Below are 26,485 nucleotides of genomic sequence, written 5' to 3' on the forward strand. Positions count from 1 at the left end.
TAAAGGAGCTTAGTTACTACATCTTGAAAACTCTTAGAAATGCTGAAACATGCTATTTTTAAGAGTTTTTTTATTTTCTCTAATAAAAGAAAAAGATTGAAGAAAATTGTCCACAACGGACTTTTTCTTCAATCTGAGAGCCAGCTGGCTCTTTTTTTATTTATGACTTAATTTCTTGGTCAAAAAGTCTCCCAAGAACTGAATTGTAAAGATAATCAGGATAATGATGAGAGTCGCAAGGACTGTCACATCATGATTGAAACGATTAAATCCATAGGCGATAGCTACGTTACCGATACCACCTGCTCCGACCGCTCCCGCCATAGCTGTTTCACCAACTAGTGAAATCAAGGTCACAGTTGTCACACGGATCAAGTCTGGTAGACCTTCTGAAAGGTAAACACCTACGATGTCCCAGAAAGTAGCTCCGCTAGCTTGAGCTGCCTCGATAACCCCTCCGTCAAGCTCTGCCAAGACTACTTGCACCTGACGAGCAAAGAAGGCAAAGACTGCAAAAGATAGGGGTACAATAGCCGCATTTGGTCCGATACTTGTCCCTACGATTAGATGAGAGAAGGGTGACAAGACAGCCAAGAGAATGATGAATGGCACCGCACGGAAGATAGAGGTAATCTTGTCCAAAATCCAGAAAACAACTTTATTTTCCAAGACACCACCTGGAGCTGTCAAGACAAGGAAAAGCCCTGCAACCAGCCCTAGGAAACCTCCGATGATGAAGGAAAGAACCGTCATATAAAGGGTCAAGTAAATTGCTGTTCCCCAGCCAGCCTGACCAGACCAACCCATCTTATAGACGTTTGGTAAGTATGCTTTAATCAATTCTGCCATCTTACTGTCCTCCCTTCAATACTTTTAGTTGCACACCAGCCTGACGAATGGCATCTTGAGCGCTTATCAAGGCTTCTTTTTCTCCTGACAAGACAACCACAAGTTCACCTACAGGAGTACCATCCAAAATTTCAATGTTTCCATAGAGAATATTGGCTGTTACTTGGTAGTGCTTGTACAATTCATTCAGAAGTGGTTCATCTGTAGAAGCGCCTGCATACTTGAGTTGTACCAAAATGCTGTTTTCAGATAAGTGCTCTACGATTTCTTGTTTCTCAATCTTGACCATAGCTTCATCGATACCTGTCGCAGTTGAGATAAAGTCCTGAGTTAATGGTTGCTTAGGATCTGAGAAGATTTCAAGAACGCTACCTTCTTCAATCAAGCGACCATCCTGCATCACTGCTACACGGTTAGCAATATCTTTGACAATCTGCATCTCGTGTGTAATCAAGACAATGGTCAAACCTAGTTTACGGTTCAATTCTTGCAAGAGTGACAAGATTTGTTTCGTTGTCTTTGGATCAAGAGCTGAAGTTGACTCGTCTGAAATCAGGATTTTTGGATCATTAGCCAAGGCACGCGCAATAGCCACACGTTGTTTTTGACCTCCAGATAGTTGTGAAGGATAGTTTTCGGCACGGTCAGCCAAGCCCACCAAGTCCAACAACTTAGCTACTTTAGCCTTCTTTTCTTCCTTGCTGAGTCCAGAGTGTTTAAGGGCAAAGGCTACATTTTCCTCTGCTGTTTTCTGGCTCATCAGGTTAAAGTGTTGGAAAATCATCCCGATATCTTGACGTTTATGTCGTAATTGCTCAGCAGTTAAGGTAACCTTGCCATCAAAAATTACATCATTATCTACAGTAATTCGACCTGCAGATGGTTTTTGCAAGAGGTTAATCACACGAACTAGGGTTGATTTCCCTGCTCCAGAATATCCAACGATTCCGTAGATATCCCCTTCTTGGATGTGAATAGTCACATCCTTGACCGCTGTGATGGTTCTTTTCTTTTGGTGAAAAGTCACATCGATCTGATCTAACTTGATAATATCTCTACTCATAGCTTCTAATCAGCTCCTCTACTAATTCAATATGGGTGTAATAATCGGCGATTCGTACATTCTCGTCTCCACCATGGTCTCGGCTATTAGCATTTCCTAGACCAAAGGCAACCATAGGTACTTCTAAGGCATCAAAGACCGTATGCATAGGTCCTGTCCCAGCAGTTGTTGGTAAGACTGAAACGCCCTGTGGATAGAATTTCTTGGCCAACTCAATAACATTGAGAATAGATGGTGCACTCATATCGCTTCGATAACTCATCTCACCCAAGGTATAGTATAATTCTACCTTATCAAAGCCGTTTTTGTCTAGTTGTTTCCGGATTTTATCCAAAACATCATGTGGGTCCAAGCCAGGAACCAAACGAACTTCTAGCTTGGCACTAGCCTCTGCTGGTAGAATCGTTTTAACTCCTTGCCCCTGATAACCAGACTGAATTCCTTCGATATTGAGTGCTGGTTCAAAGAAGAAACGCTTTAGAAAGGCTGTACGTTCCTCTTGTAAAAGTGGCAATTCCAAGCCATAAATCTGGCTGATTTCCTCTGGATTGCGTTGGGCATAGGTTTCAACCAAGGCTAACTCTCGTTCGTTAGGCTCTTGAACCTCATCGTACAAGCCCTCAACTAAAATACGCCCATCTGCAGCTCGCAAACTGGTCAAGGCTTGAATCAGATACCAAGGCGCTGACTCTACAATACCGCCATAGCTAGAGTGGATATCCACATCGGCACTCTTGACCTTGGCATCAAAGGTTACAATTCCTTTGTTCCCACCAGAGATTTCTAGCTGTTCCAAGGCATTTTTGGTTCCTTGTTCCCAGACCAATAAATCTGCACCACGAAGCTTGTCCGCATGTTTTTCTAGATATTTATCCAAGTCCATAGAGGCAGACTCTTCAGCTCCTTCCATGATGAAACTGATATTGACTGGTAGATCATCATGATGCTGCATGTATTTTCTAAGAGCACTCAAGCGGGCAGTGATATGTCCCTTGTCATCATCAACCCCGCGTCCATACATGATGCCATCACGCACAGAAAGCGTAAATGGATCCTCTATCCAGACTTGGTCGCTATCCGCAGGTACTGTGTCATAGTGGTTGTAGAAAATGATAGTCTTGGCATTTGGGCGTGAACTTTTAAAATGCGCCATGACAAAGGGTGCCGTATAACTCTCATCAATCTCGACCTCTGCACCTACACGCTTGAAGATCTCGCCTAGATAACGAGCCACCTCTTTAAGGCCGACTTGTTGGGCAAAGACTGATTTTTTAGAAATCAAGGTCCGCAAAACTTCAAAGTAATGTTGCGCTACATGATCCTTTTCAAACTTTTCAATTTGTTCTTCTTGGCTAGGGAAAACCATTTTCTCTCTACCTTTCTACTAGGACTTGTACCTTTGGAATCAATACAAGTGGATGTTCCTTTTCTTTAGTCTCTATATAAAAGCAAGAGGTGGAAAAAATCTCTCCCACCTCCCTGTGTTTATTACCAAACTGGTTGATCCAAGCCGTCTGAAGTTTCTTCGATGACTTTTTTCACTTCATCAGTATGGTAAGCTGCGATAATTTTCTTGATTGCATCAGCTTTAGGTGATGATTCCCAATCTTTTTTCGCAACGATGATGTTGTACCATTGTTTTGAGTTTTCGTCAGCTTGCTCTTTAAAGAGTGCTTTCTTGTAGTCCAATTTTGCTTCTGTAACAAAAGTGTTGTTTACAACTGCTGCATCAACTGAAGTCAATGAACGAGCTGTTTGGCTAGCGTCCAACTCAGTGATTTTCAAGTTCTTTGGATTTTCTTTGATGTTTGCGATTGTAGCAAGTTCAGTTCCTGAAACATCCAATTTAATCAAACCTGCTGATTGAAGAAGGTAAAGGGCACGGCTTTCATTAGTAGCATCGTTTGGAATAGCAATTTCACCGTTGTTTGGGATTTCTTCCACTTTAGTGTACTTGTTTTCTTCACCGTTTTTACCTGAGTAAAGGCGGATTGGTGAGATATAAGTATCTGCAATCGCTACAAGGTCTTTACCGTTTTCTTTGTTCCAGTTGTTCAAGAAGTTGTAGTGTTGGAAAGCGTTCAAATCTACTTCACCATCAGCAGTTGCTTTATTTGGTTGTGAGTAGTCTGTAAACTCTGTGAATTCCAATTTAATTCCGTCTTTTTCAACCAATTCTTGAACTTTGTCCCAGCGTGCTTCTTCTGAACCGCTACGGTTAACAGTCGCGATTTTAACTGTAGTTGCATTGTCTGCTTTCTTGTCTGAATTTCCGCAAGCTGCAAGTGCAAGGCCTGCTACTGTAGCGATAGCTGCTACGCCTAACCATTTTTTAATTTTCATGATTCGTTCTCCTTTAAAAATAATACTGTAATAGTATCTCACACTTTATTTGATTTCGCAAATTGTTATTAGATAGGCAGACATATAGTTTGAAACTATATGCCTAAAAGTTACAAAATCATCCACCTACGAGAGAATGGATGATTTACAAACTTATTTGATGTCAGCTTCTGCTGGGAGGTAAGAACCACCAAAGAACTGTTGAGATAATTTTTCAAGAGTTCCGTCTTTGTAGAGTTCTTGGATGCGTTTGTCAACAAATGATTTCAATTCATCTTGACCTTTTGCAAGAAGTGGGTAAACGTAAGGTTGTTGGTCACTTGGAAGTTCGATAACTTTCAAGTTATCCAAACCTTGGTTTTTGATAACTGTTTCTACACCGATTTTATCAAAAATCTTGTAGTCAAATTGTCCATCGCTCAAACGTCCCATGATTTGTTGGAAGTCAGCTTTTGTATAGTTAAGGACAGTTGGGTTATCTGCGTGTTGTTTGTTGTATTCTTCCAATTGTTTAGCTGACGTTGTTCCTTGAACGACTTCAGTAGATTTTCCACCGATATCATCAAGAGATTTGATGCTGTTGTCATCTTTCTTAACTACGAGAACGTTAGGGTTCTTAGCAGTTGGTGCTGCATAAAGATATTTTTCTGCACGTTCTTTTGTATAGCTGATGTTGTTAACCGCCATTTGGTAACGATCTGCGTCAAGGCCTGCAAAGATTCCTGACCATTCTGTCTTTTCAAACTTGACATCGTATTTGTCAGAGTCTTTAAAGATCGCACGAACAACCTCAATCTCAAAACCAGTCAACTCACCGTTTTCTTCATAGTTAAATGGTTTTGGTGACGCGTTAGTTGCTACAACGATTTCTTTTTTACCAGATGTTGCTTCACCAGATGCAGCATCTTTCTTTTCACCACCTGAGCAAGCTGCCAATACACCTGCGGCTACAAGCCCTAGGGCAGCAAGTGATGAATATTTAACGATTTTTTTCATGATATTTCCTCCAAAATAGAATACAATCTTATCTTAACAGAAAAAAAGGAATTATGCTATTATATGATTTCTATATTTGTGATAGGTTTTCTTTATGGCTGATTAAAAGACCAAACGTAGGACTGCTATCAAGACTACTCCAAAGAGAACAGTCCCAACCAGATTACGGTAACGAAAGGCTACAAAGGCCGTTGGAAAGACTGCTAAAAAGTCTAACCACTTTATCTGCGGGAGACTTCCAACTTTTCCTGTCACCACACTTGAAAGAATCAAGGAAAAGATAATAGAAACTGGTAAAAATTTCAAAAAGCGCTCTACGATAGGCGGCAAACCCTTGTACTTGGCTAGAATAAAAGGAATCATTCTTGGAATCCAAGTCACCAAGCCAGAAAAGACAATTGCTAATAAAATATACTTACTGACCATCCAAGACCACCCCCATGGTACAACCTAGCAAGGTCGCAAACAGAACAGCTAGCGACTGAGACACTACTGTCAAGAGTACAAAAAAGGAAACAGCAACAACTCCCAGAATGATGAAGAGATTGCGCAAAGGAATCCGTTTTTGCATAATCTGAAACTGGGAAGTAAAAATCCCAATAAACATCCCCACTAGGGCAAAATCTAAGCCAAAAATTTCTGGATTTGGTAGAAGTCCACCTAGAGCAGTTCCGACAACAGTTCCGAAAAACCAAGCTACATAGCTGTTAAGGTTGTTCCCGTGCATCCACATAGGATTGACCTTATCCGTATGCACCAACTCGCCCATCAAAACGCCATAGGTCTCATCGGTCAAGAGGCTGGACATGCCGATATTGTGCCAAAGACTGGTATGACGAAAATAGGTCGATGCATGCAAACTGAGCAAGAAGAGACGCAGATTAATCAAAAAGACCGTCATCGCAATAGCAGCTACTGGAGCTTGAACTGCAATCAAAGCTATCATGGCAAACTGAGCGCTCCCAGCATAAACAAAGAGACTCATCAGACCCATTTCTACTGGTGTCACATAGGGCGAACCGATAATGCCACAGGCAAGGCCGATGCTAACATAGCCCAGAGCCGTCGGCACCGCAGCCTGCACACCCTCCCAAAATCCTTTTTCTTTCATTGACTTCCTCACTAATCATTCCTTCAGCGACTGCTTTTCAAACAGTCACAGCAAACATTATTATAACATATTCGTAAAATAGAAAAAAGTCTGCTGATTGACAAGAACAGAAAAAGACTGGGAGGCCAGTCTCATGATACAACTTATAAACTATTTTAGATTTAATACCCAAATACCAATAAACTAACAACGATTAAAAATGTATTCCACAAGATATGAAGGGCCATTGGCCAATAAACTGAACGAGTATAACGAAATAGCATACAAAACAAGAGACCTGCTCCTGCATAAACGATGAAGTCTGTTAACATCCATCCATATTGTAAAACATGGATAAGACTAAAGAGTGTGGAGGAAACGACGACATCAACATAATACTTTTTAAATTTGGACAATGCCGTCATCAGAAGCCCACGAAAAACTAACTCTTCAACGATAGGAGCAATGAGACTGCCATAGAGAATGCGCATAATAAAGTAACTAATTCCTGTCAAATTAGCAGCTTCTTTCATCATTTCGCTCCCATTTTGCGTGCTAGGAAAAATCAGAGTCGTTATATTTACCCACACAAACATCAGTATAAAGAAAAGAAAGAAGACACCCAGATAAGCCCAACGGAACTGGAAGCGACCGCATTCTTTCCAACCTTGACTCTTTACAAGAACCACTGTAGCAGCAATCCCCTCAAGAGCTATCAATAAAATTTGTAAGCCATAAAATCCAAAATCTGATAATTGGTTAACAAATTCTAACCTTGCTACAAAATTAAAAATCAAGTAATAGGTGACTATTATCAAAACAGTTGACAAGTAGAATTTCTTATCTTTCTTTTTCATCGTTGATCCTTTTAAGTTTTAGTTACACCATCTTCCAGCTAAACTTACCCAAATCCCTTTTATCCAATCAGAAACACCACGATTAGGACTCATCCCTTTATTTACAATTCTCAAAATCCACTAAAATAACAAGGGCAGAATTTGACCAATGGCATTATCAACTATATGCAGTCCAATAGACCAATAAATAGACTTTGTCACTCTAAAAAAGACTGCCATTATTAGACCACCACCCATATATACGAAAAAGTCTGTCAAGACCCAACCATGACTACTGATATGCAGAATTCCAAATAAAGTAGCCGAACCGAGCACATCCAGTCCCCATTTTTTCCCTTTTTCCAAAGCGGTCATCACCAATCCACGATAGATCATCTCTTCAAAAATGGGACCTGCAATCACTGGATAGAAAAAATACATCAAAAATGCAGTAGGACCTGTAAAAGTAGGAACATCCAGTTGATAAGAAATTTCATTTTGGGTGGACGGGAAAATAAAAAATGTAACGAAATTCCAAACAAAAAAAGCTAGAAGAGCTAAAAAGGAATAGAAAAGATAGGACACTTTAAATTTTCTGCTATTGATTTGTTGCCATTTTCCTGACCAAATCATGGCAACAAGAGCAAGCAAAACCACAAGAAAATTCAACATCATATCCGAAAAATAATAGCCAAAATCAGATAGACCAGCAGTCAAGTCGCTGTGTAAAACCAGACGGATGAAGAACTGGTCCGCAATGATAAGTAGAATAGCTACAAACAAGTAGTAACGTGAGATTATCTTTTTCATATATCACCCTTCTAAAATCCAAACACCAATAAACTAACAATAAGCAAGAAGGTATTCCATGAAGCATGTAAAGCTATGGTCCAATAAATAGAGCGTGTACAGCGAAACATCATGCAAAATATCAAGCCCATTACAAAGTAGAGTATGAAATCTGTCGTTATCCAACCATGCTGTAAAACATGCATAGCGCCAAATATGGCAGCAGAAACAAGAACATCAATATAGTAGTTTTTAAATTTAGACAAGCTTGTCATCAAAAAACCACGACACACGATTTCTTCTGCTACAGGTGCGATAAGGCTACCGTAAAGTACACGCGTAATAAAATAGCTAATTCCTGTCAAACTGGTGGCTACTTCCACTACCGTACTTCCATTTTGCGTACGAGGAAAGATACGAGTTGCTAGATTTGCCCACACAAATAATAAGAAAAAAGAAAGAAAGAAAACACCTAGGTAAGACCAACGAAACTGGAAACGACCATACTCTTTCCAATGTTCACTTTTGAAAAAAATAATTGTAGCTACAGTTCCCAGGATAAGTACTAATAAAACCTGGAACACATAGTAGATCTCATCAGACAAAGCTACAGTAAAATCTAAGTCTGGTATAACATTAAAAATGAGGTAATAGGTCAAAAGCAACAAGCCAGTTGCTAGGTGAAATTTCATTTCTTTCATTTTCTTCATTGAATCAACTCCTATAGTATCCTATCTTCTACGACAGCTAAACAATCCACCTACTATTTCTCCAGCCTAAGCAAAAGCACCACGACGAGGACTCTTCACTTGATTTATGATTCTCAAAATCCTCTAAAATAACAAAGGAAGTATATGCCCGATACCGTTATAGACTATATGTAGTCCAATAGGCCAATAAATAGACTTTGTTACTCTAAACAAGACCGCAAATATGATACCGCCACCCATATATACGAAAAAGTCTGTCAAGACCCAACCATAATCACTAATATGCAGAATTCCAAATAAAGTAGCCGAACCAAGCACATCCAGTCCCCATTTTTTCCCTTTTTCCAAAGCGGTCATCACCAATCCACGATAAATCATCTCTTCAAAAATGGGACCTGCAATCACAGGATAGAAAAAATACATCAAAAATGCTGTAGCGCCTGTAAAAGTCGGAACAGCGAGTTGGTAAGCAAGTCCATTTTGGGTAGGTGGGAATAGGAAAAATGTAACAAAATTCCAAATAAATAAAGCAAGAAAAGCTAAAAAAGAATAGAAAAGATAGGACCATTTAAATTCTCTACTGTTGATTTGTTGCCATTTTCCTGCCCCTACCATAAAAATAAAAACAAGCAGAACCACAAGAAAGTTCAACATCATATCCGAAAAATAATAGCCGAATTTAGATAGACCAGCAGTAAAATCATTGTTTAAAACCAGACCACTGAAGTACTGGTAAACAATAACAAGTAGCATGGCTATAAAAAAGTAGTAGTGTGAGATTATCTTTTTCATTCTTTTTTCTCCTATACTATGGAATGAAGAAAGCCCCGGCCCAGACAAAGGCAAGAGCTTTGAATATCAATAACGGCGATTAACAGTCGGAGAATCATAGACAAAAATCGGTCTCCAGAAATTAGTAATTGGCCAAGATTTTCCTATGCTGCTCCCTGGTGTATTGCCAGTATACACAAGATCTCCTCCACTAACTACTTGTAATTCTTCCTCTGTTAACTTCATTGTTTCTGCAAATTGTAAACTCAACATATTTACACTCCTTCAATTATTTTATTTGTAAATCACTTCTGCAACCCAGAACTTGTTCAATAACAAACAAATAAAGCTCCAAGCTCTCAATGCTACAAACTTACTATATTAGAACTGACTCAGGAATTTTTAATTTCACAACTAGTATTCTCTTTTGTTATTTACAATGCTTCAAAATCCTCTAAAACAACAAAGGAAGTAGATGCCCAATACCGTTATAGACTATATGCAGTCCAATAGGCCAATAAATAGACTTTGTCACTCTAAACAAGACCGCAAATATAATACCGCCGCCCATATATACGAAAAAGTCTGTCAAGACCCAACCATAATTACTGATATGTAAGATTGAAAATAATGCAGCCGAACCAAGTACATCTAGTCCCCATTTTTTCCCTTTTTCCAAGGCCGTCATCACCAATCCACGATAAATCATCTCTTCAAAAATGGGACCTGCAATCACAGGATAGAAAAAATACATCAAAAATGCCGTAGCGCCTGTAAAAGTCGGAGCAGCGAGTTGGTAAGCAAGTCCATTTTGAGTAGGTGGGAATAGGAAAAATTTAATGAAATTCCAAATAAATAAAGCAAGAAAAGCTAAAAAAGAATAGAAAAGATAGGACCCTTTAAATTTTCTACTGTTGATTTGTTGCCATCTTCCTGACCAAATCATAGCAAGAAGAGCAAATAAAACCACAAGAAAATGCAGCATCATATCCGACAGATAAAATGCAAACCCAGATAGACTAGCAGCAAAGTCACTGTATAAAATTAGACTACTGAACTCCTGGTAAACAATGACAAGTAGAATGGCTACAAAAAAGTAGTAGTGTGAGATGATCTTTTTCATTCTTTTTTCTCCTATACTATGAAATAAAGAAAGCCCGTAGCCTAGAAAAGGCAAGGGCATTATATATTAATAATAACGACGGCGGTCAGGATCAGAACCTTTTATAAAGTAAAAAAAGTGATCAGCAAAGTTAGAATTTCTCCAAAACGATCCTATACCTCCCCAATTTCCACCACCTGGGATATTGGCATTGTACACAAGATCTCCTCCGCTAACCTCTTGCAATTCTGCCTCTGTCAATTCCATTGTTTCTGCAAATTGTAAATTCAACATCATTTACACTCCTTCAATTATTTTATTTGTAAACCACTTCTGCGACCTAGGATTTGCTTCAAATACTTTACAAGAATAGTATAGCACGGAAATCAGTCTATTTTAAAAAATCGCATATTTGATATTTTTTCTTATGGAAATTTCACATTTGCGATTTTTATGGATTTGACTTTTTCACTGATATAATAAAGATGCTATTAACAAGGAGGGAAACGATATGAAGAAAAGAAAAATTCAACTAATGCTTCTACTCATTTCAGAGTGGGTTATTATCATTCCATTTCTAGCCCATCGATAAGTATTTTATACTGCTGGAAACGTAATTCAAAAAGTGCTGATAATTGTGGGTTTTCTAATATTTGCAGAGATTGGATAAAGTGTTCAATCTCTTTTTGATTGCTTCCCTTGGTTTGAATGAAAACACTCAATTTCTTTAAAAATTGCCATGATACTTTCTCAAAAACATCATACGGACGGAGCATACTCTCCAACTCGGACTCAAAGATTGGGATGTAAGAGAAAAGTTTACGCTCCATAAGCTCTGAGATGATATTTAGAAAGCCACTTTTCATATATAGTCTATTGTGTGCCAATTCTTTAAATTCCTTTGATTTTTCGAGTAAGGAGGTTGATAAAAATATCAAGTCTTGATTGCTCAAAAAAGGCATGGTATTGCAAAAGATATAGAGTTCAAACCAGGTCCAAGACTCGATAGCATAGAGATAGGCGGTCAAAAACTCGCTATCCTCCTCTGCTAGCGGATAGCTTTTATCTAGTGAATGGATAGCATCTTTAATCACAATAGAGTTCAAACGACGATAGGTCTGCGCCATCTGTTCTTGTTCGACTTCCTCCAACAGTTGCTCTAAACCAGCTATATCCTGATGGGCAAAGCGATCCACAATCCTTCTACCAAATCGCATATGTGGAGATTCTTGGTAGTTGTTGAGCTTGTGACCAAACTCATCAAAGGTCACATTGATCCCTTGGATCGCTAGGATCAACTTATCCGCAGATAGCATAGACTGCCCTAGTTCAAATTTGGATAGCTGAGAGGCTGTTAGTCCAGCACAAGCCACATCTGACTGCTTGAGCTTTCTCGCCAGGCGCAATTCCTTGTAAAATTCTCCTAATTCCTGTTTTTCAATCATGGACAAACTCCCTTTTAAATACTCCCTTTACTATTCTATTCGTAAAAACTTTTACTTTTTTAACATATTATAAAATATTTTAGCAAAAAAGCCAGCTTCAAGCTGACTTTTTATTCCATAGTTTCAAAAGCGAGACTTGGTTTGGCGTTTAGCTCCAAGTCTGCAAAGTTTTCTTTGTTCCACTCACTAACGCTGGCATAGGCAATCATACCCGCATTGTCTCCACAGAGGCGCAGAGGTGGAATGATGACCTTAACATCAGTGATTTCAGCTGCCAAGCGTTCTCTTAATCCTCTATTAGCTGCCACACCACCAGCCACAACTAAAGTTTTAACAGGATATTTCTCCAAGGCCTTCTTGGTTTTTGCCATGAGAATATCCATAACTGCTGCTTGGAAGGAAGCACACAAGTCCTCTGTGGACAAGTTTTCTCCCTTTTGCTCGGCATTGTGGTGAAGATTGATAAAGGCAGACTTCAATCCAGAGAATGAAAACTCCAGATTGTCCTCCTTGATCATGGCACGTGGAAAATCATACACATCCTGACCTTGATGAGCCAACTCATCAATCTCACGACCTGCTGGATAGGTCAAGCCCATGACACGGCCGACCTTATCATAGGCCTCACCAACTGCATCATCACGTGTTTCCCCAACGATCTTGTAATCACCAGCCTCAGACACATAGACCAACTCTGTGTGTCCACCACTGACTAAAAGGGCTAACAAGGGGAACTCCAAGGGCTCGACACTTTGAGCTGCCATAAGGTGGCCAGCCATGTGGTTAACGGGAATTAGAGGTAGTCCATGTGCCCAGGCAAAAGCCTTGGCAGCTGACAAACCAACTAGCAAGGCTCCGACCAAGCCCGGTCCGTAAGTAACAGCAACAGCTGTCACATCCTCTTCGGTAATACCTGCTTCTGCCAATGCCTCCTCGATACAGGCTGTAATGACCTCGACATGGTGACGACTGGCTACTTCTGGTACTACGCCCCCAAAGCGTTTGTGACTCTCAATTTGACTAGCAACGACATTGGACAAGAGCTCATCATCGTTTTTTAAGACAGCGACACTGGTCTCATCACAGGATGTCTCGAATGCTAAAATATATCTATCCTTCATCTATTTCTCTCTTCATGATAATGGCGTCCTCGACTGGATTATGGTAGTAGGCCTTTCTCTCAGCGATGACTGCCATCTTTTCTTTCTTGTAAAATGCTTGCGCTCGTTGATTAGACTTCCTGACTTCGAGAAAAATCTCCTTGTCTGCTGGCAATTGAGCAAACAAAGCTGAAGCTATCTCCTGACCTTGATAAGCTTGCTTAACGGCGATTTGCAGGACTTCTGCTTCAAAGATATTTTCCTGAACAGCTAAAAAACCAATCACTTCTGCCCCATCGTAGGCTAAAGCATACCAGGTTTGGTCTTGGGACAGGTCTGCTTGGATTTGTTCCAGCGTCCAAGGACTGACTGGATAAACAGCTACCATGATAGCATAGATGGATTGAGCCAAGTCAGGTTGCTGTTGGATTCGTTTAATCTCTATCATAGGCGTTTAATGTAGGACTCGCCAGACTCGGTGTGATTCTTGAGCCAATTTTCCTCAGCTTCGACACGTTTAAGGTAATTCGGCACAAAGTCGTGCAAGGAGTCTGCTTCCTTGTCCCAAGCCCAAAGAGCAAGATTAGCTGCATTTGGCAAGGTTTCTTGGTAGTTAGCCTGTGGCAGTTGTTCTTGGATTTGATCCACAAAGGCTCCAACTTCACCGACAAAGGTTACCTGCTCAGCATCATTGACTTTTTCTAACACCTCTTCAAAAGATAGGTGCGCTTCTGGAAAGACTGGCTGGGCATTTTCATAAAATCCTGCATAAACATTGTTACGACGCGCATCCATCAAGGAAACGAAGAATTCTTCTTGCTGATATGGCACCAGTGCCAAGAGGCTAGACATACCAACTAACTCAATGTTTAGGGTATGAGCCAAGGTCTTGGCAGTTGCTACTGCGATTCGCAAACCTGTGTAACTACCTGGCCCTTCTGCCACGACGATTCGATCCAAATCCTTGGGTGTCAAATCCAAACTTGCCATCAAAAAATCGATGGCAGGCATAAGGGTAATACTGTGATTTTTCTTGATATTGATTGTCGTCTTGGCAAGAAGCTGCTTGTCCTCTAAAATAGCTAGAGAAAGAGCCTTGCTGGACGTATCAAAAGCTAATACTTTCATAACACATTCCTATCTTTTTGTCTGCTTACTATTATACTACAAAAGAAGGCACATGGGAATTTTCTTTGTCTTGAAACAAAAATCACAGTGAAAAGAAATCTTCAAAAAAATCGCAACTTTTCCTTTTCGTTTCCGAATATAAAAGTGAACAAGAAAAAAGGAGGAAAGTTCAATGACAAATTTCGAAAATATTGACAATCAATTTGTATCGCTATCTGAAAATGAATTATCAGATATTGATGGTGGTCTCGCTCCCTTGGTTATCTTTGGTGTAGCAGTTTCTTGGAAAGCTGTTGCTGGCGGAACAGCACTTGTAGGCTCTGGCTTGGCAGCTGGTTATTTTTTAGGAGGTTAGTATGATTAAAGATTTAGACAAATATCATGAAATTTCTAATAAAGAATTGCAAGAAATCAAGGGTGGTTTTGGTGTAGGTGTGGGTATAGCTTTATTTATGGCAGCTTACACCATTGGAAAAGATCTCCGTAAAAAGTTTGGATAAGTCATGCTAGATAAAAGACACATTTTTAGAAGGATGAATTTTATTTTCTTCATCTCTTACAGTTTGATCAGTATTCTCAACGATTTAAGCATTACGACTATACCATTGCCAATTGATTTATCTGTTTGTATTGTTTTATTTTTATGCTTCAACTCTTTTTTTGAACAAAACAATCATAACTGTAAAAATAAGGATAGGGCCTGAAAATATAACCTCTGTTTGAGGGAAAATTGGACTCCGAATTTGAGAAAAAGTTGAAAAATCCACCCTATCTTAATAGTTGGGGTGGATTTTTTTGTAACTAAATTCGCTATCTTTTTATACCAGATATTCGTTCAATCAGCAGATATAAATAAACAACTGAAGTTAAGTATTCAAACCAAAGTAAAATACAAACCAGACCACATAGGTTACAAGAAGAAGAAAAATGGAATACAGTGTTACAAAGAGAATTTTCCAGTGTACAGCTGTTTTTCTATGTTCCAGCCGAACAAACAGTAGATTGCCACCATAAACACAGGCAACAAAAATCATAAAAGCTACCAAACGAATACCGATAGCAAAAGTAAATAAGTCATTCATCTTTCAACCTCCTTGATATAGAAACGTCTCTTATAACTTTATTATAGCACTTGCATCTTAAGGTTTCAAATGCTTATACAGGGCAAAATGAAACCCATTTCAAGCTCCTTACTTTCATGTTTCCTGCTTTTACTAATTCCCCTTTTTATGTTATAATTGAGATAATTGTAACGAATCAAGGTCAATAAAGACAAAAAATGAACTGGAATCAAACCAGCTTCAAACTGAGCATTTTTGAATATAGCTGACCTGAAAGCAGAAAGGAAACATATGATTTACAAAGTTTTTTATCAAGAAACAAAAGACCGCAGCCCACGTCGTGAAACAACACGCTCACTATACTTAGACATCGATGCTAGTTCAGAACTTGAAGGACGTATCGCTGCTCGCCAACTTGTCGAAGAAAATCGTCCAGAATATAATATCGAGTATATCGAACTCTTGTCTGACAAATTGCTAGACTACGAAAAAGAAACTGGCGCATTCGAAATTACGGAGTTCTAATATGGCCTACACTCTTAAACCAGAAGAAGTTGGCGTTTTTGCTATTGGTGGTCTAGGAGAAATCGGTAAAAATACATACGGAATCGAATATCAAGACGAAATTATCATCGTTGATGCAGGAATTAAATTCCCTGAGGATGACCTGCTTGGTATCGACTACGTTATCCCTGATTACTCTTATATTGTAGAAAATATCGACCGCGTCAAGGCTCTCTTGATTACACACGGACACGAGGACCATATCGGAGGGATTCCTTTCTTGCTCAAGCAAGCAAATATCCCTATCTATGCTGGTCCACTGGCCCTTGCCTTAATCCGTGGAAAACTCGAAGAGCATGGACTTTTGCGCAATGCTACACTTCACGAAATCAACCACAACACGGAATTGATCTTTAAAAACCTTAAAGCAACTTTCTTTAGAACAACCCACTCGATTCCAGAGCCATTGGGAATTGTCATCCACACACCTCAAGGGAAAATCGTCTGTACGGGAGACTTCAAGTTTGACTTTACACCAGTTGGTGAACCTGCAGACTTGCACCGCATGGCAGCTCTAGGTGAAGATGGAGTACTTTGTTTGCTCTCTGACTCGACCAATGCTGAAGTGCCAACCTTTACAAACTCTGAAAAGGTTGTCGGCCAGTCGATCATGAAGATTATCCAAGGTATCGAAGGACGTATCATCTTTGCATCCTTTGCCTCAAATATCTTCCGTCTCCAACAAGCAACGGAAGCTGCTGTTAAGACTGGTCGTAAAATCGCTGTCTTTGGGCGCTCTATGGAGAAAGCCATTGTCAATGGAATTGAGCTTGGCTACATCAAGGCACCTAAGGGAACCTTCATCGAACCAAATGAAATCAAAGACTATCCTGCGGGTGAGATTCTGATCCTCTGTACAGGTAGCCAGGGTGAACCTATGGCAGCCCTCTCTCGTATCGCTAACGGAACTCACCGTCAAGTGCAACTCCAACCTGGTGATACCGTTATCTTCTCATCTAGCCCAATTCCAGGAAACACCACTAGCGTCAACAAATTAATTAACATCATTTCAGAAGCTGGTGTTGAAGTTATCCATGGTAAGATTAACAACATCCATACATCTGGACACGGTGGCCAGCAAGAGCAAAAACTCATGCTCCGCCTCATCAAGCCAAAATACTTCATGCCTGTTCACGGTGAATACCGCATGCAGAAAGTTCACGCTGGGCTAGCGGTGGATACTGGCGTAGAGAAGGACAATATCTTTATCATGAGTAATGGTGATGTGCTTGCCCTCACTGCAAACTCTGCCCGTATCGCAGGCCATTTCAATGCTCAGGATATCTACGTCGATGGAAATCGTATCGGCGAAATCGGTGCAGCTGTGCTTAAAGATCGTCGCGATCTATCTGAAGATGGTGTTGTACTTGCTGTCGCAACCGTTGACTTCAAGTCTCAGATGATCCTATCTGGACCAGATATTCTCAGCCGTGGATTTGTCTACATGCGCGAATCTGGTGACTTGATCCGTCAAAGCCAACGCATCCTTTTCAATGCTATTCGTATTGCTTTGAAAAACAAAGATGCCAGCGTCCAGTCTGTCAATGGCGCTATCGTAAACGCCATTCGACCATTCCTTTACGAAAATACTGAACGTGAACCAATCATCATTCCGATGATTCTCACACCAGATGAAGAATAAGAAAAAATTCTCTGAAATCGAATGACTTCAGAGAATTTTTGTTATTTCACGACAAGCTCGTAACGAGTTTTGCTGGTGAAAGTTTCACCTGCTTTGAGAATGACTTGATCTTTAAGATCGCTATGAATAGCATCTGGTAAAGCTTGCGCTTCTAGAGCAATTCCATTGTGCTGAATCATTGGCTGACCAGCGATGATGACACTCTCGTCCACAAAGTTTGCTGTGTAAACCACAAAGCAAGGAGCCTCTGTCTTGAAGAGCAAGAAGCGACCTGAACCTTGGTCATAGAGGAATCCAGCATTGTCATGTCCTGCAGGAAGAGCAAATGGATGGTCCAAACCAGATACGAGTTGGATTTGCTCATCTTCTTCTGCAAAGATATCCTTCAACAAGGCACCATTATAGATATGTTTGACCACATCACGGTTAGCATCTGGAGTTTTAGCTGGGACACCGTCAGAAGCAATTGGATAAATCCCCTCTGTATTCAATTGGAAGACATGACGGTCAATCGTCTGAGTGAAATCACCAGACAAGTTAAAGTAGCTATGGTTGGTTGGATTAACCAAGGTATCCTGGTCTGTTGTCACCTTATAGCTAACTTCGTAGGCACCACTTTCTTCCAAATTGTAGCTAATCCAGATCTTAAGATTTCCAGGGAAACCTCCTGTCCCGTCTGCTCTTTCTGTGTAAAGAGTCAAACCATTATCATTCACTTCGACTAGCTCAAACAAGCTAGAATCCCAACCAGTTGAGCCACTGTGGTTACAGTTGCTAGCATTGTTGACTTCAAGATCATAGGTCTTCCCATTGAGTTCAAATGTTGCTCCTGCAATACGACCTGCAACTGGACCTACACTTGCTCCATGTTTAGGGCTATTGCCCACATAGCTTTCAAAATCGTCAAAACCTAGGATAACATTGGCAAAATTGCCAGCCTTATCTGGAGTTACATAGCGTAAAATTGTTGCTCCATAAGTCATGATTTCCAGTTGGTATCCTGCCTCCGTTTCAAAACGGTAAGCGAGGACATCCTTGCCATCAACTTTCCCAAATACACGTTCTGTGTATGCTTTCATCCTTCTCTCCTTTTTCTAATTCAATTAAGCAAACAAACCATAGAAAGCGCATTCGCTCTCTATGGTTTTATTGTATGATTTACAAACACCTTTGTCAAGAAACCATAGATATTTTATTAACAAAAGTCGTTTCTTCTATTTCTGATCTATGCTTCTACACGTTCAGTCCATGAAGTAGCTGTTGTTTGAAGTACTTTATTGAGTTCATCAATGTTTTCAAATCCAGTTGTACGAAGCCATTCGCGAGCTGCTGCTTCTCCATCTTTGATGTAAGCTTCAACAGATCCAGCCCATGTTGCACGTCCACAAAGAACACCATTGAAGTTTGCACCTGATTCGTGGGCAAAGACAAGTGTCTCTTGGAAGAGTTTAGCGGATACACCTGCACTCAAGTAGATGTATGGAAGGTTAGTCGCTTCATCTTGTGCTTTGAAGAAAGCAGCTGCTTCTTCACGTGTATGAACGATTTCGCCATCACCAAAACCTTCAACATATTTAACGTTAACTGGAACTTCAACTTTCAAGACATCGATGTTGAAACGTGGATCTGAGAAGACTTTCATAGCGCCGATAACCTTGTGTGGTTTTACTTTAGCGTATTCAGCAGAACCTGCGTCAGCAATTTTTTCATCATAGGCAAGAATTTCAAGGAAGAATGGAATATCTTCAGCTACACACTCAGAACCAATACGTTCAATGTAGGCTTGTTTTTGTTGGTTAAGTTCGTCAGAGCTATCTACGTCATAGTAAAGCAAGAACTTAACAGCATCTGCACCTTGTTCTTTGATACGTTTTGCAGACCAAACATCCAAGCAGTCTGGCAAACGTTTTGTACTTGTTGTGTCGTAACCTGTTTTTTCATAAGCAAGGAGAAGACCTGCTTTTTCATCAAGAGCTTTAGTCGCTGGAAGTCCATACTCAGGGTCAAGAAGCATAGATGAAGCGTATTTTGTCAATTCATCCGCTACCAAGACTTTAAGTTCTTCCATTTGAGCTACTGTTGGCTCTTCTGTTTGGTATTGAGCCATGAGGCGTTTCAAAGCACCACGTTGGTCAAAAGCAAGAGCTGAGATGATACCATTCTCATCAGAGAGTTTTTGCATGCAAGCAAGTTTATTTGGGCTTAATGTTAATTTACTCATAACTTTATCCTCTTTATTTAAACTCATGGATGATAACACCTTGAACTACACGGTTTACAGTACCAGTAGGTGATGGCGTATCTGGTCTATTACCAACTTTAAGCGAAGTTAAGAGGGCAAATAATTGGGCGTAAATGATGTAAGGGAAGACACGATAAACATCATTCAAAACACCACCGCATCCAAGTGCTACTTCTTTGACATTTTCAAGTCCAAAGGCTTGATCACTCAAGAGAACAACACGTCGAGCAATTTGGTCACCTGCAACTTCACGAACCAAGTCTAGGTCGTACTTACGAGTATAGTCTGTTGTAGTACCGAAGACCAAAACTACAGTATCTTCATTGATAAGAGATTTTGGACCGTGACGGAAGCCAACTGGACTTTCATACATAGTCGCTACTTGACCTGCAGTCAATTCCAAAATTTTAAGCTGTGCTTCATGAGACAGACCAAAGAATGGACCTGCACCTAGATAAATCACTCGGTTAAAGTCTAGGTCAACCAACTCTTTGACATCTGCCACATTGTCAAGAACTTTGCGAGCTAAACTAGATAGCACGTCGAAACGTTCAGCTTTAACAGCAAAGTCTGTCGGATCAAAAACCAACAGTGCAGTCAACATCATTGAAGTGAAGCTTGAAGTCATCGCAAATCCAGCATCGTTAGAAGCAGCTGGTTGCAAGAGCAAAAGGTTGCGGTCATCACCATGAGCTTGGAGAGCCAATTTTCCTTCAGCCGCACATGTGATAGTTACTTGATAAAGTTCATCAACCAAGGCCTTAGCCAAGTCAACTGTTGCCACACTTTCAGGTGAGTTCCCGCTACGCGCGAATGATACCAAAACAGTCGCCACATCTTTTTTCAAATAAGTTTGTGGGTTTGCTACGATATCAGTTGTCGCAATAGCATTAAAATTCCATTTACGTTCATCATAAACTTCCTTGAAGTAAGGAACGAGCGTATCACCTACATAAGCAGAAGTTCCAGCACCAGTCAGGATAACCTTGATGTAGTCATGTTTGTCAGCAATTCCTTGCAAGAAGGCTGCAATTTCATCACGTCGTGCTTGATAAGCTTCAAAAGCTTCTTTCCAAACGTCTGGTTGTTGGTAAATTTCGCGAGTTGTGATTTCTGCCCCCAACTCAAGCAATTCTTCTTTTGTATAATCTAGCATTGAGTCCCTCTAATCTATTATTATATTGTTTTTTATTTAAAATATGGGAATGGGAGTAAGCCCCATTCCCATTTATATTCTATGAAATATGTTCTAACAGTATTTCTGTTATTACACCTTATTCATCTTCATCGTCATCGTCATCGTCGAAGCCAGCCAATAAATCATTAACTTTGACAATGCTTTCTGAAGCACGACTCTTATAATCTGCATCAGCGCCAGTTAGACTCGCATTGATAAATTCGATAACCATTGGAAGATTCATTCCTGCATAAAGTTCAATGTCACGACCTTCCATAATCAGACGGCTCACCACATTACATGGTGTTCCACCAAGGAGGTCAGCAAAGACTAGGAAATCATCCAAACCTTCGACAGCGGCTTCAAATTTCGCAGTGAAATCTTCTGGTCCATCTTCTGGAAGAAGAGCAACTGCATGAATATTTTCCTGTGGACCCATAATCATTTCTGTGCTACCTTTAAGTTCTTCACAAAAACGTCCATGACTCACTAAAATTAATGATTTAGTCATAAATTATGCGCCCATTCCAAGTGCAAATTTACCAAAGGCAGAAAGAGCCAAGGCAAGCACGATAATGATACCGATAGCTTTTGTAGAGTTCATACCTTTCTTACCAAGCAACCAGAAGATAAAGGCAGTGAAGATTGCTGGAAGCAAGCGTGGGAAGATTGAGTTCAAGATGTCTTGGAAGTCAATCATCTTTTCACCGATTGGCAATTTGTATGAAATTTCAAAGTTGATCATTGTTGCTACAAGAGCACCCATCATGAACACACCAAGTACAGATGCAGCTTCAATCAAAGCTGTCAAAGTGCTTTGCATGTTGTTGATAAGGTTAACCCCTTCTTTGTAGGCAAATTCCAACTGTTTCCAACGGAAGATGTCATACGCTACTGCAACTGCGATCCAAAGGAAGATACCCCAAGGTTGACCAGCGATAGCCATTGTTGCAGCGATAGATCCCATGATAGCAGGTACAAGTGAACCAAAGATAGTATCTCCAAGAGGAGCGAATGGTCCCATCAAACCTGTCTTGATACCGTTAACCGCATCTTTTGAAACAATCCCATCTTTTTCTTCCATGGCAAGGTCAAAACCAGCGATGATTGTGTGGAAGAATGGTGAAGTGTTGAAGAATTGAGTATGAACTTTCATCATTTCTTTCAACTCAGGAGTTCCATCTCCATACATTTTACGCAATTGTGGCAAGATCATGTAAAGGTAACCTGATGCTTGCATACGTTCGTAGTTCCATCCCAATTGGAAAGTGAACAAGCTACGTTTGTTAATTTGATTAAAATCTTCTTTTGTTAATTTGTAATTAGAATTCGTCATCTTCAATTTCCCCACTTTCTGATGGTGTAGAAGGTGCTGCTACAGCAACTTTTTGGCTGTTCTTGAAGTGAACAACTGCAAGGAAGATACCTACGATAGAGATACCGATCATAGACAATCCTTTGAAGTTGTTAGCAAAGCCAATTTTTTCAGCAACGTCAGCAGGAAGAGTGCCAATGATACCAGCAACTGCTCCACCAAGACCTGTTACGTATGAGTAAAGTACAGTCAACATAGCTGTCAAACCGAATCCCATAGCAAGGTAGTGAAGGTTACGTTTAACTGGAAGGTAACGAAGCAAGATAGCGAATCCAAGACCTGGAAGCATACGACCTGCAAGAGTCAAACCGTCTGCAACCCATTGGTATTTTATAACAAGGTTTACAACACCTTGTACGAATTCTCCACCGAAAGCAAGGGCGAAGAATACTGGAAGGGCACGAGAAAGAGCCCAAGGAAGCGCACCAAGAAGGTAGTTACGTTCGATTCCTTTGTAGTCAAAGCGTTCGATCGCAGCATCAATACGGTGTGCGAAGAATGTAGTAGTCATACGACCAAGTACGTCGAAGTAAGTCAAAAGTGCCGCTACTGGTACAGCGATTGTAGTGATCGCAAGATCTGTTTCGATACCTTGTGAAACTGAGAAAGCTGTCGCAAGAACCGCACCAGAAGTTGCGTCGATACGAGAAGCACCACCGAAGGTACCTACCCCAAGGACAAACAACTGCAAGCTACCACCGATAAACAAACCAGTTGTCAAATCTCCCATGATCAAACCAGTAATGAAACCAGCGAATACAGGGGAACCTGCAGAAGAAACGATCGTCAACTCATCACAGATTTGATAAGCTGAGTACAGAGTGAGAAGTAAAATTTGCCACCATTGTATCATAACAATGACCTCCTAAAAATTTTTTCCTATTTTAATAAGCTCAAAAAGTCTGAAACTGGATCATTTGGAACCATTTGAGCAGTAAGTTTAACACCTTTTTCCGCCAATTTGTGGAAATCTTCTACGTCTTTATCTACAACGTTGATTGAACGTGTAATAGAACGTGTTTCTGGTGTTTGAGACATATTACCAACATTGACTGCTTCAAGCGGTACCCCTGCTTCCACTAATCCAAGGAAGCGGTCTGGTTTACGAGCAACGATAAACAAACGTTGGCTATCATATTTTCCAGCAAGGATATTGGCTGCAGCTTTTTCAACTGGCAAAATACTAAGTTTTACACCTGGTGGTGTTGCAAGTTTCAATCCGCTCTTTTCAACATCGTTGTTAACAACTTCATTGTCAACGACCATGATACGTGAAACATTCAGTTTAGCAGACCAAAGGTTTGCTACTTGTCCGTGGATCAAACGTCCATCAATACGGCATCCTACAATTGTCATAAATTTTCCCCCTTTATATGTTTTAGTGTAGGTTTACGAGTTAAGTGTATGTGATCTTTATATTCCCCTTCAGTTTCAAAGATAATGATGCGGTTAGCACCTTCCTTGAGATAGCTGTGCGGAATATAAAGCGATAAGGTTGGACCAACATTCCAGAAACGTCCGAGATGATGGCCATTGACATAGGCAATCCCTTTACCAAACTCAGATAGTTCTAAGTAGGTGTCCTTCGGAGCCTCAACTTCAAAGTCATAGGCGTAAAAGGCAGGTTGTCCTTCTGTCCATCCTTTTGAGAAATCAATCTTTTCAGGATTATCTAGTGGAAGCGGATAGTGTTCCCAGTTCAGCATGAAGTGTAGGTCTTTGCAGACACCTGTACGAATCCCTTTTCGTTGTGTATCTGCTAGGAACTTATGCCCGTAATTGACACGCCCCATATTTTCTACCAAGACATCAAATCGAGAGAGCGCTTTCTTTTCTCCTTGATAGAAGATGTCCTCACCAATCTCAGTCTGATATTGGGTCGCAGTCCATTTGCCATCAATAAAGAGTTGAGCTCTATCACGGCCGTCAATAATGCGAAGTTTTTCTTCTTCTGCATCCCAACTAGCTTCTGTACGATAGAGTAGGTAACCATAACTTTGTCCTAATTCCTCCATTTTCTTAGGATAGAGGCTTTCAGTTGGACTTGCAAGACTATCCAAGGTTGCAAATAGGGAAACCTTTTCGACTAGTGGAATGGATTCCATTTCCATGCTTTCCTTGTAGAGTGGCTCCAACTGTGGATACTCTGGATAGTAGGTTGCCATCATTTTCTTCACTGCATGATATTTGGCAGTAGGATTTCCCGCCTCATCTAGCAGAGCGTCATAATCATAAGATGTTACTTGTGGTAAATCAATGGTTCCTCGAGCTGAGCAACCATTCATAAAACCGAAGTTTGTTCCACCATGGAACATGTAAAGGTTGATAGAGCCTTGCTCCAAAACCTCATGAACGGCTTCTGCCAATTCTTCTGCATCGCGTTTGATAACTGGCTCTTTCCAACGATTGAACCATCCATCCCAGAATTCCATACACATGAGTGGCCATTTTTTGCCATGTTCATCAAAGAATTCTTGCATCTGCGAGAAATTGAAATCGGCTTTCGAGCCAAAGTTCCCTGTCACCAAGAGGTCATCCTCAATTAAGGTTCCAGCCTTCAAGGTTGCTCTCCATGGGCCGTCAGATGTAAAGAGCGGACAGCTGACTGCGCGTTCTTCCATTAAACGTCGAATCTCACGCAAGTAGGTTTTGTCTTCACCATAGGATCCATACTCATTTTCAACTTGCATCATGAGGATGTTTCCACCATTTTCCAACAATCTTGGAACAAGACGCGGAAGCAAGTGATCATAGTATCGACCAACCATCTCAAGGTAAGCTGGATCAGAAGAACGGATTCTCATCTCCTTTGTTAGGAGCCATGCAGGTAAACCACCAAATTCCCATTCTGCACAGATAAATGGAGAAGGGCGTACAATAGCATATAAGCCTAAGTCCTGTGCAGTTTGAAGAAATCTTTCTAAGTCAAGATCCCCTTCAAAGTTAAATTCTCCTTCAGCAGGTTCATGCATGTTCCAAGGTACGTAAGTTTCAACTGTATTGAAACCTAATGCCTTAAGATTGTACAATGAGTGATACCAATCTTCCGCAGGAACTCTAAAATAATGAATCGCACCTGACAAAATCTTAAATGGTTTCCCATCTAGATAGAAATGATCTTCAATTTCAAATCTTGTCATTCTTCCTCCTGTAAGAGCAAAAGTTTGCGCTTTCATTTATTGTTATATCAACTATAACCTAATAGGGAGATATTGTCAATACTTTTTGAAATTTTCTTCAATTTTTTTCTATTTTTTTACTGAATATTTTCCAAAAATCTTCTCAAAACCTTTAAAATTGGGGATTTCTTGAGCATACAAATTTACTTTGTCAAACTACAAATTACTTTGATATAACTTAATATCTTAGCCTATTATTTTATTTTTAATAATAATTTCTACTAATCTTTCTACTTTTATGTTAAAATTATTATGGAGAAGGAAAAAATGAGGTGAAAATATGGCAATTCCAAAGTATCAATACATTAAAGATGAATTGAAAAATAAGATCATTTCTGGTCAATTTGCTAGTGGAGATAAATTCTACACTGAAGCAGAATTGATTTCCATGTATGATGTTAGTTCAATCACAGTGGTTCGTGCCTTGAATGACCTTGCTAAAGACGGATACATTGTTCGTCAACAAGGTAAAGGAACATTCGTAGCTCGTGCTCGCAAGCATAAACTCGTTGAATTTTCTGATGTAGAAAGCTTCGAGACCAAAGACGATAAGGTAACTGTTCTTTCTATCGAACGCGGGAACGATCTTAAATACTTAGAAAAACTCGGCCTACGCGGCGATCAATTCTATTATAAGATTGAACGTGTTCGTGAAACAAACGGCGTTACCTATATCTATCACAGTTCATACATTCCTGAACAATACATCAATGCTAACTATCCAAATCTTGAATACTATAGTTCTATCTATACTCGTTTCAAATTGGACTACCACATTCACATGAATGACGAGCATTTTGAAGAAATTAACGAAATTGTATTTCCGACTCCAAAACATGCCGCTTCTATTTTAGGAATCGACACTCAATTTCCAACTGTTTTCCAAACTAAGACAACTCAGCTTGAAGCAACTGGTCAAGTTTTGGAATACATCGAAACTTACAAACGTTCTGATTTCTACAAAATCAAATTTATCTCTTGTGATCGTGACCACTAATTATTAAAAGTCTGAGATACTTGTGG

The 26,485-nt window shown here is 40.1% G+C and carries 32 protein-coding genes; 5 read left to right on the forward strand and 27 right to left on the reverse strand.

Annotated features, from left to right (window positions below):
- Positions 1-156 precede the first annotated feature (156 nt).
- The 18 genes from SINDD18_RS07675 to tsaB form a co-directional block, all read right to left on the reverse strand.
- Positions 157-849, reverse strand: coding sequence for a methionine ABC transporter permease (locus SINDD18_RS07675; protein WP_004250431.1), 693 nt, complete (start codon positions 847-849; stop codon positions 157-159).
- 1 nt (position 850) lies between these two features.
- On the reverse strand, positions 851-1,912 hold the full coding sequence (locus SINDD18_RS07680) for a methionine ABC transporter ATP-binding protein (protein WP_061863705.1): 1,062 nt from the start codon (positions 1,910-1,912) through the stop codon (positions 851-853).
- Positions 1,905-3,278 (reverse strand): M20 family metallopeptidase, encoded by a 1,374-nt coding sequence (locus SINDD18_RS07685; RefSeq protein ID WP_061863706.1) that lies wholly within the window; start codon positions 3,276-3,278, stop codon positions 1,905-1,907. Before SINDD18_RS07685 ends, SINDD18_RS07680 begins: the two co-directional genes overlap by 8 nt.
- A gap of 122 nt (positions 3,279-3,400) precedes the next feature.
- Positions 3,401-4,255: a MetQ/NlpA family ABC transporter substrate-binding protein gene (locus SINDD18_RS07690; protein ID WP_061863707.1), complete on the reverse strand. Its 855-nt coding sequence runs from the start codon at positions 4,253-4,255 to the stop codon at positions 3,401-3,403.
- A gap of 153 nt (positions 4,256-4,408) precedes the next feature.
- Entirely contained in the window at positions 4,409-5,251 is an 843-nt protein-coding gene (locus tag SINDD18_RS07695; protein ID WP_045762539.1) for an amino acid ABC transporter substrate-binding protein, read from the reverse strand.
- A gap of 102 nt (positions 5,252-5,353) precedes the next feature.
- Positions 5,354-5,677 (reverse strand): AzlD domain-containing protein, encoded by a 324-nt coding sequence (locus SINDD18_RS07700; RefSeq protein WP_061863708.1) that lies wholly within the window; start codon positions 5,675-5,677, stop codon positions 5,354-5,356.
- Entirely contained in the window at positions 5,667-6,362 is a 696-nt protein-coding gene (locus SINDD18_RS07705; protein WP_061863709.1) for an AzlC family ABC transporter permease, read from the reverse strand. The genes SINDD18_RS07700 and SINDD18_RS07705 overlap by 11 nt, the downstream gene beginning before the upstream one ends.
- 161 nt (positions 6,363-6,523) lie before the next feature.
- Positions 6,524-7,198: a CPBP family intramembrane glutamic endopeptidase gene (locus tag SINDD18_RS07710; protein WP_061863710.1), complete on the reverse strand. Its 675-nt coding sequence runs from the start codon at positions 7,196-7,198 to the stop codon at positions 6,524-6,526.
- Positions 7,199-7,318: 120 nt separating this feature from the next.
- The gene (locus SINDD18_RS07715) at positions 7,319-7,987 is read right to left on the reverse strand and encodes a CPBP family intramembrane glutamic endopeptidase (protein ID WP_061863711.1); all 669 of its coding nucleotides are present in this window, start codon (positions 7,985-7,987) and stop codon (positions 7,319-7,321) included.
- An 11-nt stretch (positions 7,988-7,998) separates the two neighbouring features.
- Positions 7,999-8,676 carry a CPBP family intramembrane glutamic endopeptidase gene (locus SINDD18_RS07720; protein WP_061863712.1) on the reverse strand — a complete coding sequence of 226 codons (678 nt, stop codon included), beginning with the start codon at positions 8,674-8,676 and terminating at the stop codon, positions 7,999-8,001.
- A 123-nt stretch (positions 8,677-8,799) separates the two neighbouring features.
- Complete coding sequence (locus tag SINDD18_RS07725) at positions 8,800-9,468, reverse strand: CPBP family intramembrane glutamic endopeptidase (protein ID WP_061863713.1); 669 nt, start codon at positions 9,466-9,468, stop codon at positions 8,800-8,802.
- Between the two features lie 66 nt (positions 9,469-9,534).
- Positions 9,535-9,720 (reverse strand): peptide pheromone VP1, encoded by a 186-nt coding sequence (locus tag SINDD18_RS07730; protein ID WP_061863714.1) that lies wholly within the window; start codon positions 9,718-9,720, stop codon positions 9,535-9,537.
- A gap of 181 nt (positions 9,721-9,901) precedes the next feature.
- The gene (locus SINDD18_RS07735; protein WP_061863715.1) at positions 9,902-10,570 is read right to left on the reverse strand and encodes a CPBP family intramembrane glutamic endopeptidase; all 669 of its coding nucleotides are present in this window, start codon (positions 10,568-10,570) and stop codon (positions 9,902-9,904) included.
- Positions 10,571-10,636: 66 nt separating this feature from the next.
- Positions 10,637-10,843, reverse strand: coding sequence for a peptide pheromone VP1 (locus SINDD18_RS07740; RefSeq protein ID WP_061863716.1), 207 nt, complete (start codon positions 10,841-10,843; stop codon positions 10,637-10,639).
- 272 nt (positions 10,844-11,115) lie between these two features.
- Positions 11,116-11,994 (reverse strand): XRE/MutR family transcriptional regulator, encoded by an 879-nt coding sequence (locus tag SINDD18_RS07745; RefSeq protein WP_061863717.1) that lies wholly within the window; start codon positions 11,992-11,994, stop codon positions 11,116-11,118.
- 110 nt (positions 11,995-12,104) lie between these two features.
- On the reverse strand, positions 12,105-13,115 hold the full coding sequence (tsaD, locus tag SINDD18_RS07750) for a tRNA (adenosine(37)-N6)-threonylcarbamoyltransferase complex transferase subunit TsaD (protein ID WP_061863718.1): 1,011 nt from the start codon (positions 13,113-13,115) through the stop codon (positions 12,105-12,107).
- Positions 13,105-13,542, reverse strand: coding sequence for a ribosomal protein S18-alanine N-acetyltransferase (gene rimI, locus SINDD18_RS07755; protein WP_061863719.1), 438 nt, complete (start codon positions 13,540-13,542; stop codon positions 13,105-13,107). Before rimI ends, tsaD begins: the two co-directional genes overlap by 11 nt.
- On the reverse strand, positions 13,539-14,222 hold the full coding sequence (gene tsaB, locus SINDD18_RS07760; protein WP_061863720.1) for a tRNA (adenosine(37)-N6)-threonylcarbamoyltransferase complex dimerization subunit type 1 TsaB: 684 nt from the start codon (positions 14,220-14,222) through the stop codon (positions 13,539-13,541). Before tsaB ends, rimI begins: the two co-directional genes overlap by 4 nt.
- 172 nt (positions 14,223-14,394) lie before the next feature.
- Between tsaB and cibA the strand changes: the two genes are divergently transcribed.
- A complete protein-coding gene (gene cibA, locus SINDD18_RS07765; protein WP_049502797.1) occupies positions 14,395-14,577 on the forward strand; it encodes a fratricide two-peptide bacteriocin subunit CibA in 183 nt (60 codons plus the stop codon).
- Between the two features lies 1 nt (position 14,578).
- On the forward strand, positions 14,579-14,722 hold the full coding sequence (locus tag SINDD18_RS07770; RefSeq protein ID WP_000588573.1) for a bacteriocin: 144 nt from the start codon (positions 14,579-14,581) through the stop codon (positions 14,720-14,722).
- Positions 14,723-15,088: 366 nt separating this feature from the next.
- Here the strand turns inward: SINDD18_RS07770 and SINDD18_RS07775 are convergent, their stop codons facing one another.
- Positions 15,089-15,304, reverse strand: coding sequence for a hypothetical protein (locus SINDD18_RS07775; RefSeq protein WP_061863721.1), 216 nt, complete (start codon positions 15,302-15,304; stop codon positions 15,089-15,091).
- 270 nt (positions 15,305-15,574) lie between these two features.
- Between SINDD18_RS07775 and SINDD18_RS07780 the strand changes: the two genes are divergently transcribed.
- On the forward strand, positions 15,575-15,808 hold the full coding sequence (locus SINDD18_RS07780; RefSeq protein WP_000639568.1) for a DNA-dependent RNA polymerase subunit epsilon: 234 nt from the start codon (positions 15,575-15,577) through the stop codon (positions 15,806-15,808).
- A gap of 1 nt (position 15,809) precedes the next feature.
- On the forward strand, positions 15,810-17,489 hold the full coding sequence (rnjA, locus tag SINDD18_RS07785) for a ribonuclease J1 (RefSeq protein WP_061863722.1): 1,680 nt from the start codon (positions 15,810-15,812) through the stop codon (positions 17,487-17,489).
- Positions 17,490-17,530: 41 nt separating this feature from the next.
- Here the strand turns inward: rnjA and SINDD18_RS07790 are convergent, their stop codons facing one another.
- The 8 genes from SINDD18_RS07790 to SINDD18_RS07825 form a co-directional block, all read right to left on the reverse strand.
- Complete coding sequence (locus tag SINDD18_RS07790) at positions 17,531-18,568, reverse strand: aldose epimerase family protein (protein WP_061863723.1); 1,038 nt, start codon at positions 18,566-18,568, stop codon at positions 17,531-17,533.
- Between the two features lie 146 nt (positions 18,569-18,714).
- Entirely contained in the window at positions 18,715-19,710 is a 996-nt protein-coding gene (gene lacD / locus SINDD18_RS07795; RefSeq protein ID WP_049531144.1) for a tagatose-bisphosphate aldolase, read from the reverse strand.
- Positions 19,711-19,723: 13 nt separating this feature from the next.
- Positions 19,724-20,887: an SIS domain-containing protein gene (locus tag SINDD18_RS07800; RefSeq protein WP_061863724.1), complete on the reverse strand. Its 1,164-nt coding sequence runs from the start codon at positions 20,885-20,887 to the stop codon at positions 19,724-19,726.
- Positions 20,888-21,005: 118 nt separating this feature from the next.
- Positions 21,006-21,419, reverse strand: coding sequence for a PTS sugar transporter subunit IIA (locus tag SINDD18_RS07805; protein ID WP_081108288.1), 414 nt, complete (start codon positions 21,417-21,419; stop codon positions 21,006-21,008).
- Between the two features lie 3 nt (positions 21,420-21,422).
- The gene (locus SINDD18_RS07810) at positions 21,423-22,244 is read right to left on the reverse strand and encodes a PTS system mannose/fructose/sorbose family transporter subunit IID (protein WP_061863725.1); all 822 of its coding nucleotides are present in this window, start codon (positions 22,242-22,244) and stop codon (positions 21,423-21,425) included.
- Positions 22,231-23,136 (reverse strand): PTS mannose/fructose/sorbose/N-acetylgalactosamine transporter subunit IIC, encoded by a 906-nt coding sequence (locus tag SINDD18_RS07815; protein WP_061863726.1) that lies wholly within the window; start codon positions 23,134-23,136, stop codon positions 22,231-22,233. The genes SINDD18_RS07810 and SINDD18_RS07815 overlap by 14 nt, the downstream gene beginning before the upstream one ends.
- 26 nt (positions 23,137-23,162) lie before the next feature.
- Positions 23,163-23,639 carry a PTS system mannose/fructose/N-acetylgalactosamine-transporter subunit IIB gene (locus SINDD18_RS07820; RefSeq protein ID WP_000156977.1) on the reverse strand — a complete coding sequence of 159 codons (477 nt, stop codon included), beginning with the start codon at positions 23,637-23,639 and terminating at the stop codon, positions 23,163-23,165.
- Complete coding sequence (locus SINDD18_RS07825) at positions 23,636-25,423, reverse strand: glycoside hydrolase family 35 protein (protein WP_061863727.1); 1,788 nt, start codon at positions 25,421-25,423, stop codon at positions 23,636-23,638. The genes SINDD18_RS07820 and SINDD18_RS07825 overlap by 4 nt, the downstream gene beginning before the upstream one ends.
- 319 nt (positions 25,424-25,742) lie before the next feature.
- Here SINDD18_RS07825 and SINDD18_RS07830 point away from each other — a divergent pair, with 319 nt between their 5' ends.
- Positions 25,743-26,459, forward strand: coding sequence for a GntR family transcriptional regulator (locus SINDD18_RS07830; protein ID WP_061863728.1), 717 nt, complete (start codon positions 25,743-25,745; stop codon positions 26,457-26,459).
- Positions 26,460-26,485 lie beyond the last annotated feature (26 nt).

The sequence above is a fragment of the Streptococcus infantis genome (assembly GCF_001579645.1).
GTDB classification, from domain to species: domain Bacteria; phylum Bacillota; class Bacilli; order Lactobacillales; family Streptococcaceae; genus Streptococcus; species Streptococcus infantis_E.

Bases quoted from the DNA above. Each gene is read 5' to 3' on its own strand.
- SINDD18_RS07675 (WP_004250431.1), bottom strand. From the start codon at position 849: ATGGCAGAATTGATTAAAGCATACTTACCAAACGTCTATAAGATGGGT.
- SINDD18_RS07680 (WP_061863705.1), bottom strand. From the start codon at position 1,912: ATGAGTAGAGATATTATCAAGTTAGATCAGATCGATGTGACTTTTCAC.
- SINDD18_RS07685 (WP_061863706.1), bottom strand. From the start codon at position 3,278: ATGGTTTTCCCTAGCCAAGAAGAACAAATTGAAAAGTTTGAAAAGGAT.
- SINDD18_RS07690 (WP_061863707.1), bottom strand. From the start codon at position 4,255: ATGAAAATTAAAAAATGGTTAGGCGTAGCAGCTATCGCTACAGTAGCA.
- SINDD18_RS07695 (WP_045762539.1), bottom strand. From the start codon at position 5,251: ATGAAAAAAATCGTTAAATATTCATCACTTGCTGCCCTAGGGCTTGTA.
- SINDD18_RS07700 (WP_061863708.1), bottom strand. From the start codon at position 5,677: ATGGTCAGTAAGTATATTTTATTAGCAATTGTCTTTTCTGGCTTGGTG.
- SINDD18_RS07705 (WP_061863709.1), bottom strand. From the start codon at position 6,362: ATGAAAGAAAAAGGATTTTGGGAGGGTGTGCAGGCTGCGGTGCCGACG.
- SINDD18_RS07710 (WP_061863710.1), bottom strand. From the start codon at position 7,198: ATGAAAAAGAAAGATAAGAAATTCTACTTGTCAACTGTTTTGATAATA.
- SINDD18_RS07715 (WP_061863711.1), bottom strand. From the start codon at position 7,987: ATGAAAAAGATAATCTCACGTTACTACTTGTTTGTAGCTATTCTACTT.
- SINDD18_RS07720 (WP_061863712.1), bottom strand. From the start codon at position 8,676: ATGAAGAAAATGAAAGAAATGAAATTTCACCTAGCAACTGGCTTGTTG.
- SINDD18_RS07725 (WP_061863713.1), bottom strand. From the start codon at position 9,468: ATGAAAAAGATAATCTCACACTACTACTTTTTTATAGCCATGCTACTT.
- SINDD18_RS07730 (WP_061863714.1), bottom strand. From the start codon at position 9,720: ATGTTGAGTTTACAATTTGCAGAAACAATGAAGTTAACAGAGGAAGAA.
- SINDD18_RS07735 (WP_061863715.1), bottom strand. From the start codon at position 10,570: ATGAAAAAGATCATCTCACACTACTACTTTTTTGTAGCCATTCTACTT.
- SINDD18_RS07740 (WP_061863716.1), bottom strand. From the start codon at position 10,843: ATGTTGAATTTACAATTTGCAGAAACAATGGAATTGACAGAGGCAGAA.
- SINDD18_RS07745 (WP_061863717.1), bottom strand. From the start codon at position 11,994: ATGATTGAAAAACAGGAATTAGGAGAATTTTACAAGGAATTGCGCCTG.
- tsaD (WP_061863718.1), bottom strand. From the start codon at position 13,115: ATGAAGGATAGATATATTTTAGCATTCGAGACATCCTGTGATGAGACC.
- rimI (WP_061863719.1), bottom strand. From the start codon at position 13,542: ATGATAGAGATTAAACGAATCCAACAGCAACCTGACTTGGCTCAATCC.
- tsaB (WP_061863720.1), bottom strand. From the start codon at position 14,222: ATGAAAGTATTAGCTTTTGATACGTCCAGCAAGGCTCTTTCTCTAGCT.
- cibA (WP_049502797.1), top strand. From the start codon at position 14,395: ATGACAAATTTCGAAAATATTGACAATCAATTTGTATCGCTATCTGAA.
- SINDD18_RS07770 (WP_000588573.1), top strand. From the start codon at position 14,579: ATGATTAAAGATTTAGACAAATATCATGAAATTTCTAATAAAGAATTG.
- SINDD18_RS07775 (WP_061863721.1), bottom strand. From the start codon at position 15,304: ATGAATGACTTATTTACTTTTGCTATCGGTATTCGTTTGGTAGCTTTT.
- SINDD18_RS07780 (WP_000639568.1), top strand. From the start codon at position 15,575: ATGATTTACAAAGTTTTTTATCAAGAAACAAAAGACCGCAGCCCACGT.
- rnjA (WP_061863722.1), top strand. From the start codon at position 15,810: ATGGCCTACACTCTTAAACCAGAAGAAGTTGGCGTTTTTGCTATTGGT.
- SINDD18_RS07790 (WP_061863723.1), bottom strand. From the start codon at position 18,568: ATGAAAGCATACACAGAACGTGTATTTGGGAAAGTTGATGGCAAGGAT.
- lacD (WP_049531144.1), bottom strand. From the start codon at position 19,710: ATGAGTAAATTAACATTAAGCCCAAATAAACTTGCTTGCATGCAAAAA.
- SINDD18_RS07800 (WP_061863724.1), bottom strand. From the start codon at position 20,887: ATGCTAGATTATACAAAAGAAGAATTGCTTGAGTTGGGGGCAGAAATC.
- SINDD18_RS07805 (WP_081108288.1), bottom strand. From the start codon at position 21,419: ATGACTAAATCATTAATTTTAGTGAGTCATGGACGTTTTTGTGAAGAA.
- SINDD18_RS07810 (WP_061863725.1), bottom strand. From the start codon at position 22,244: ATGACGAATTCTAATTACAAATTAACAAAAGAAGATTTTAATCAAATT.
- SINDD18_RS07815 (WP_061863726.1), bottom strand. From the start codon at position 23,136: ATGATACAATGGTGGCAAATTTTACTTCTCACTCTGTACTCAGCTTAT.
- SINDD18_RS07820 (WP_000156977.1), bottom strand. From the start codon at position 23,639: ATGACAATTGTAGGATGCCGTATTGATGGACGTTTGATCCACGGACAA.
- SINDD18_RS07825 (WP_061863727.1), bottom strand. From the start codon at position 25,423: ATGACAAGATTTGAAATTGAAGATCATTTCTATCTAGATGGGAAACCA.
- SINDD18_RS07830 (WP_061863728.1), top strand. From the start codon at position 25,743: ATGGCAATTCCAAAGTATCAATACATTAAAGATGAATTGAAAAATAAG.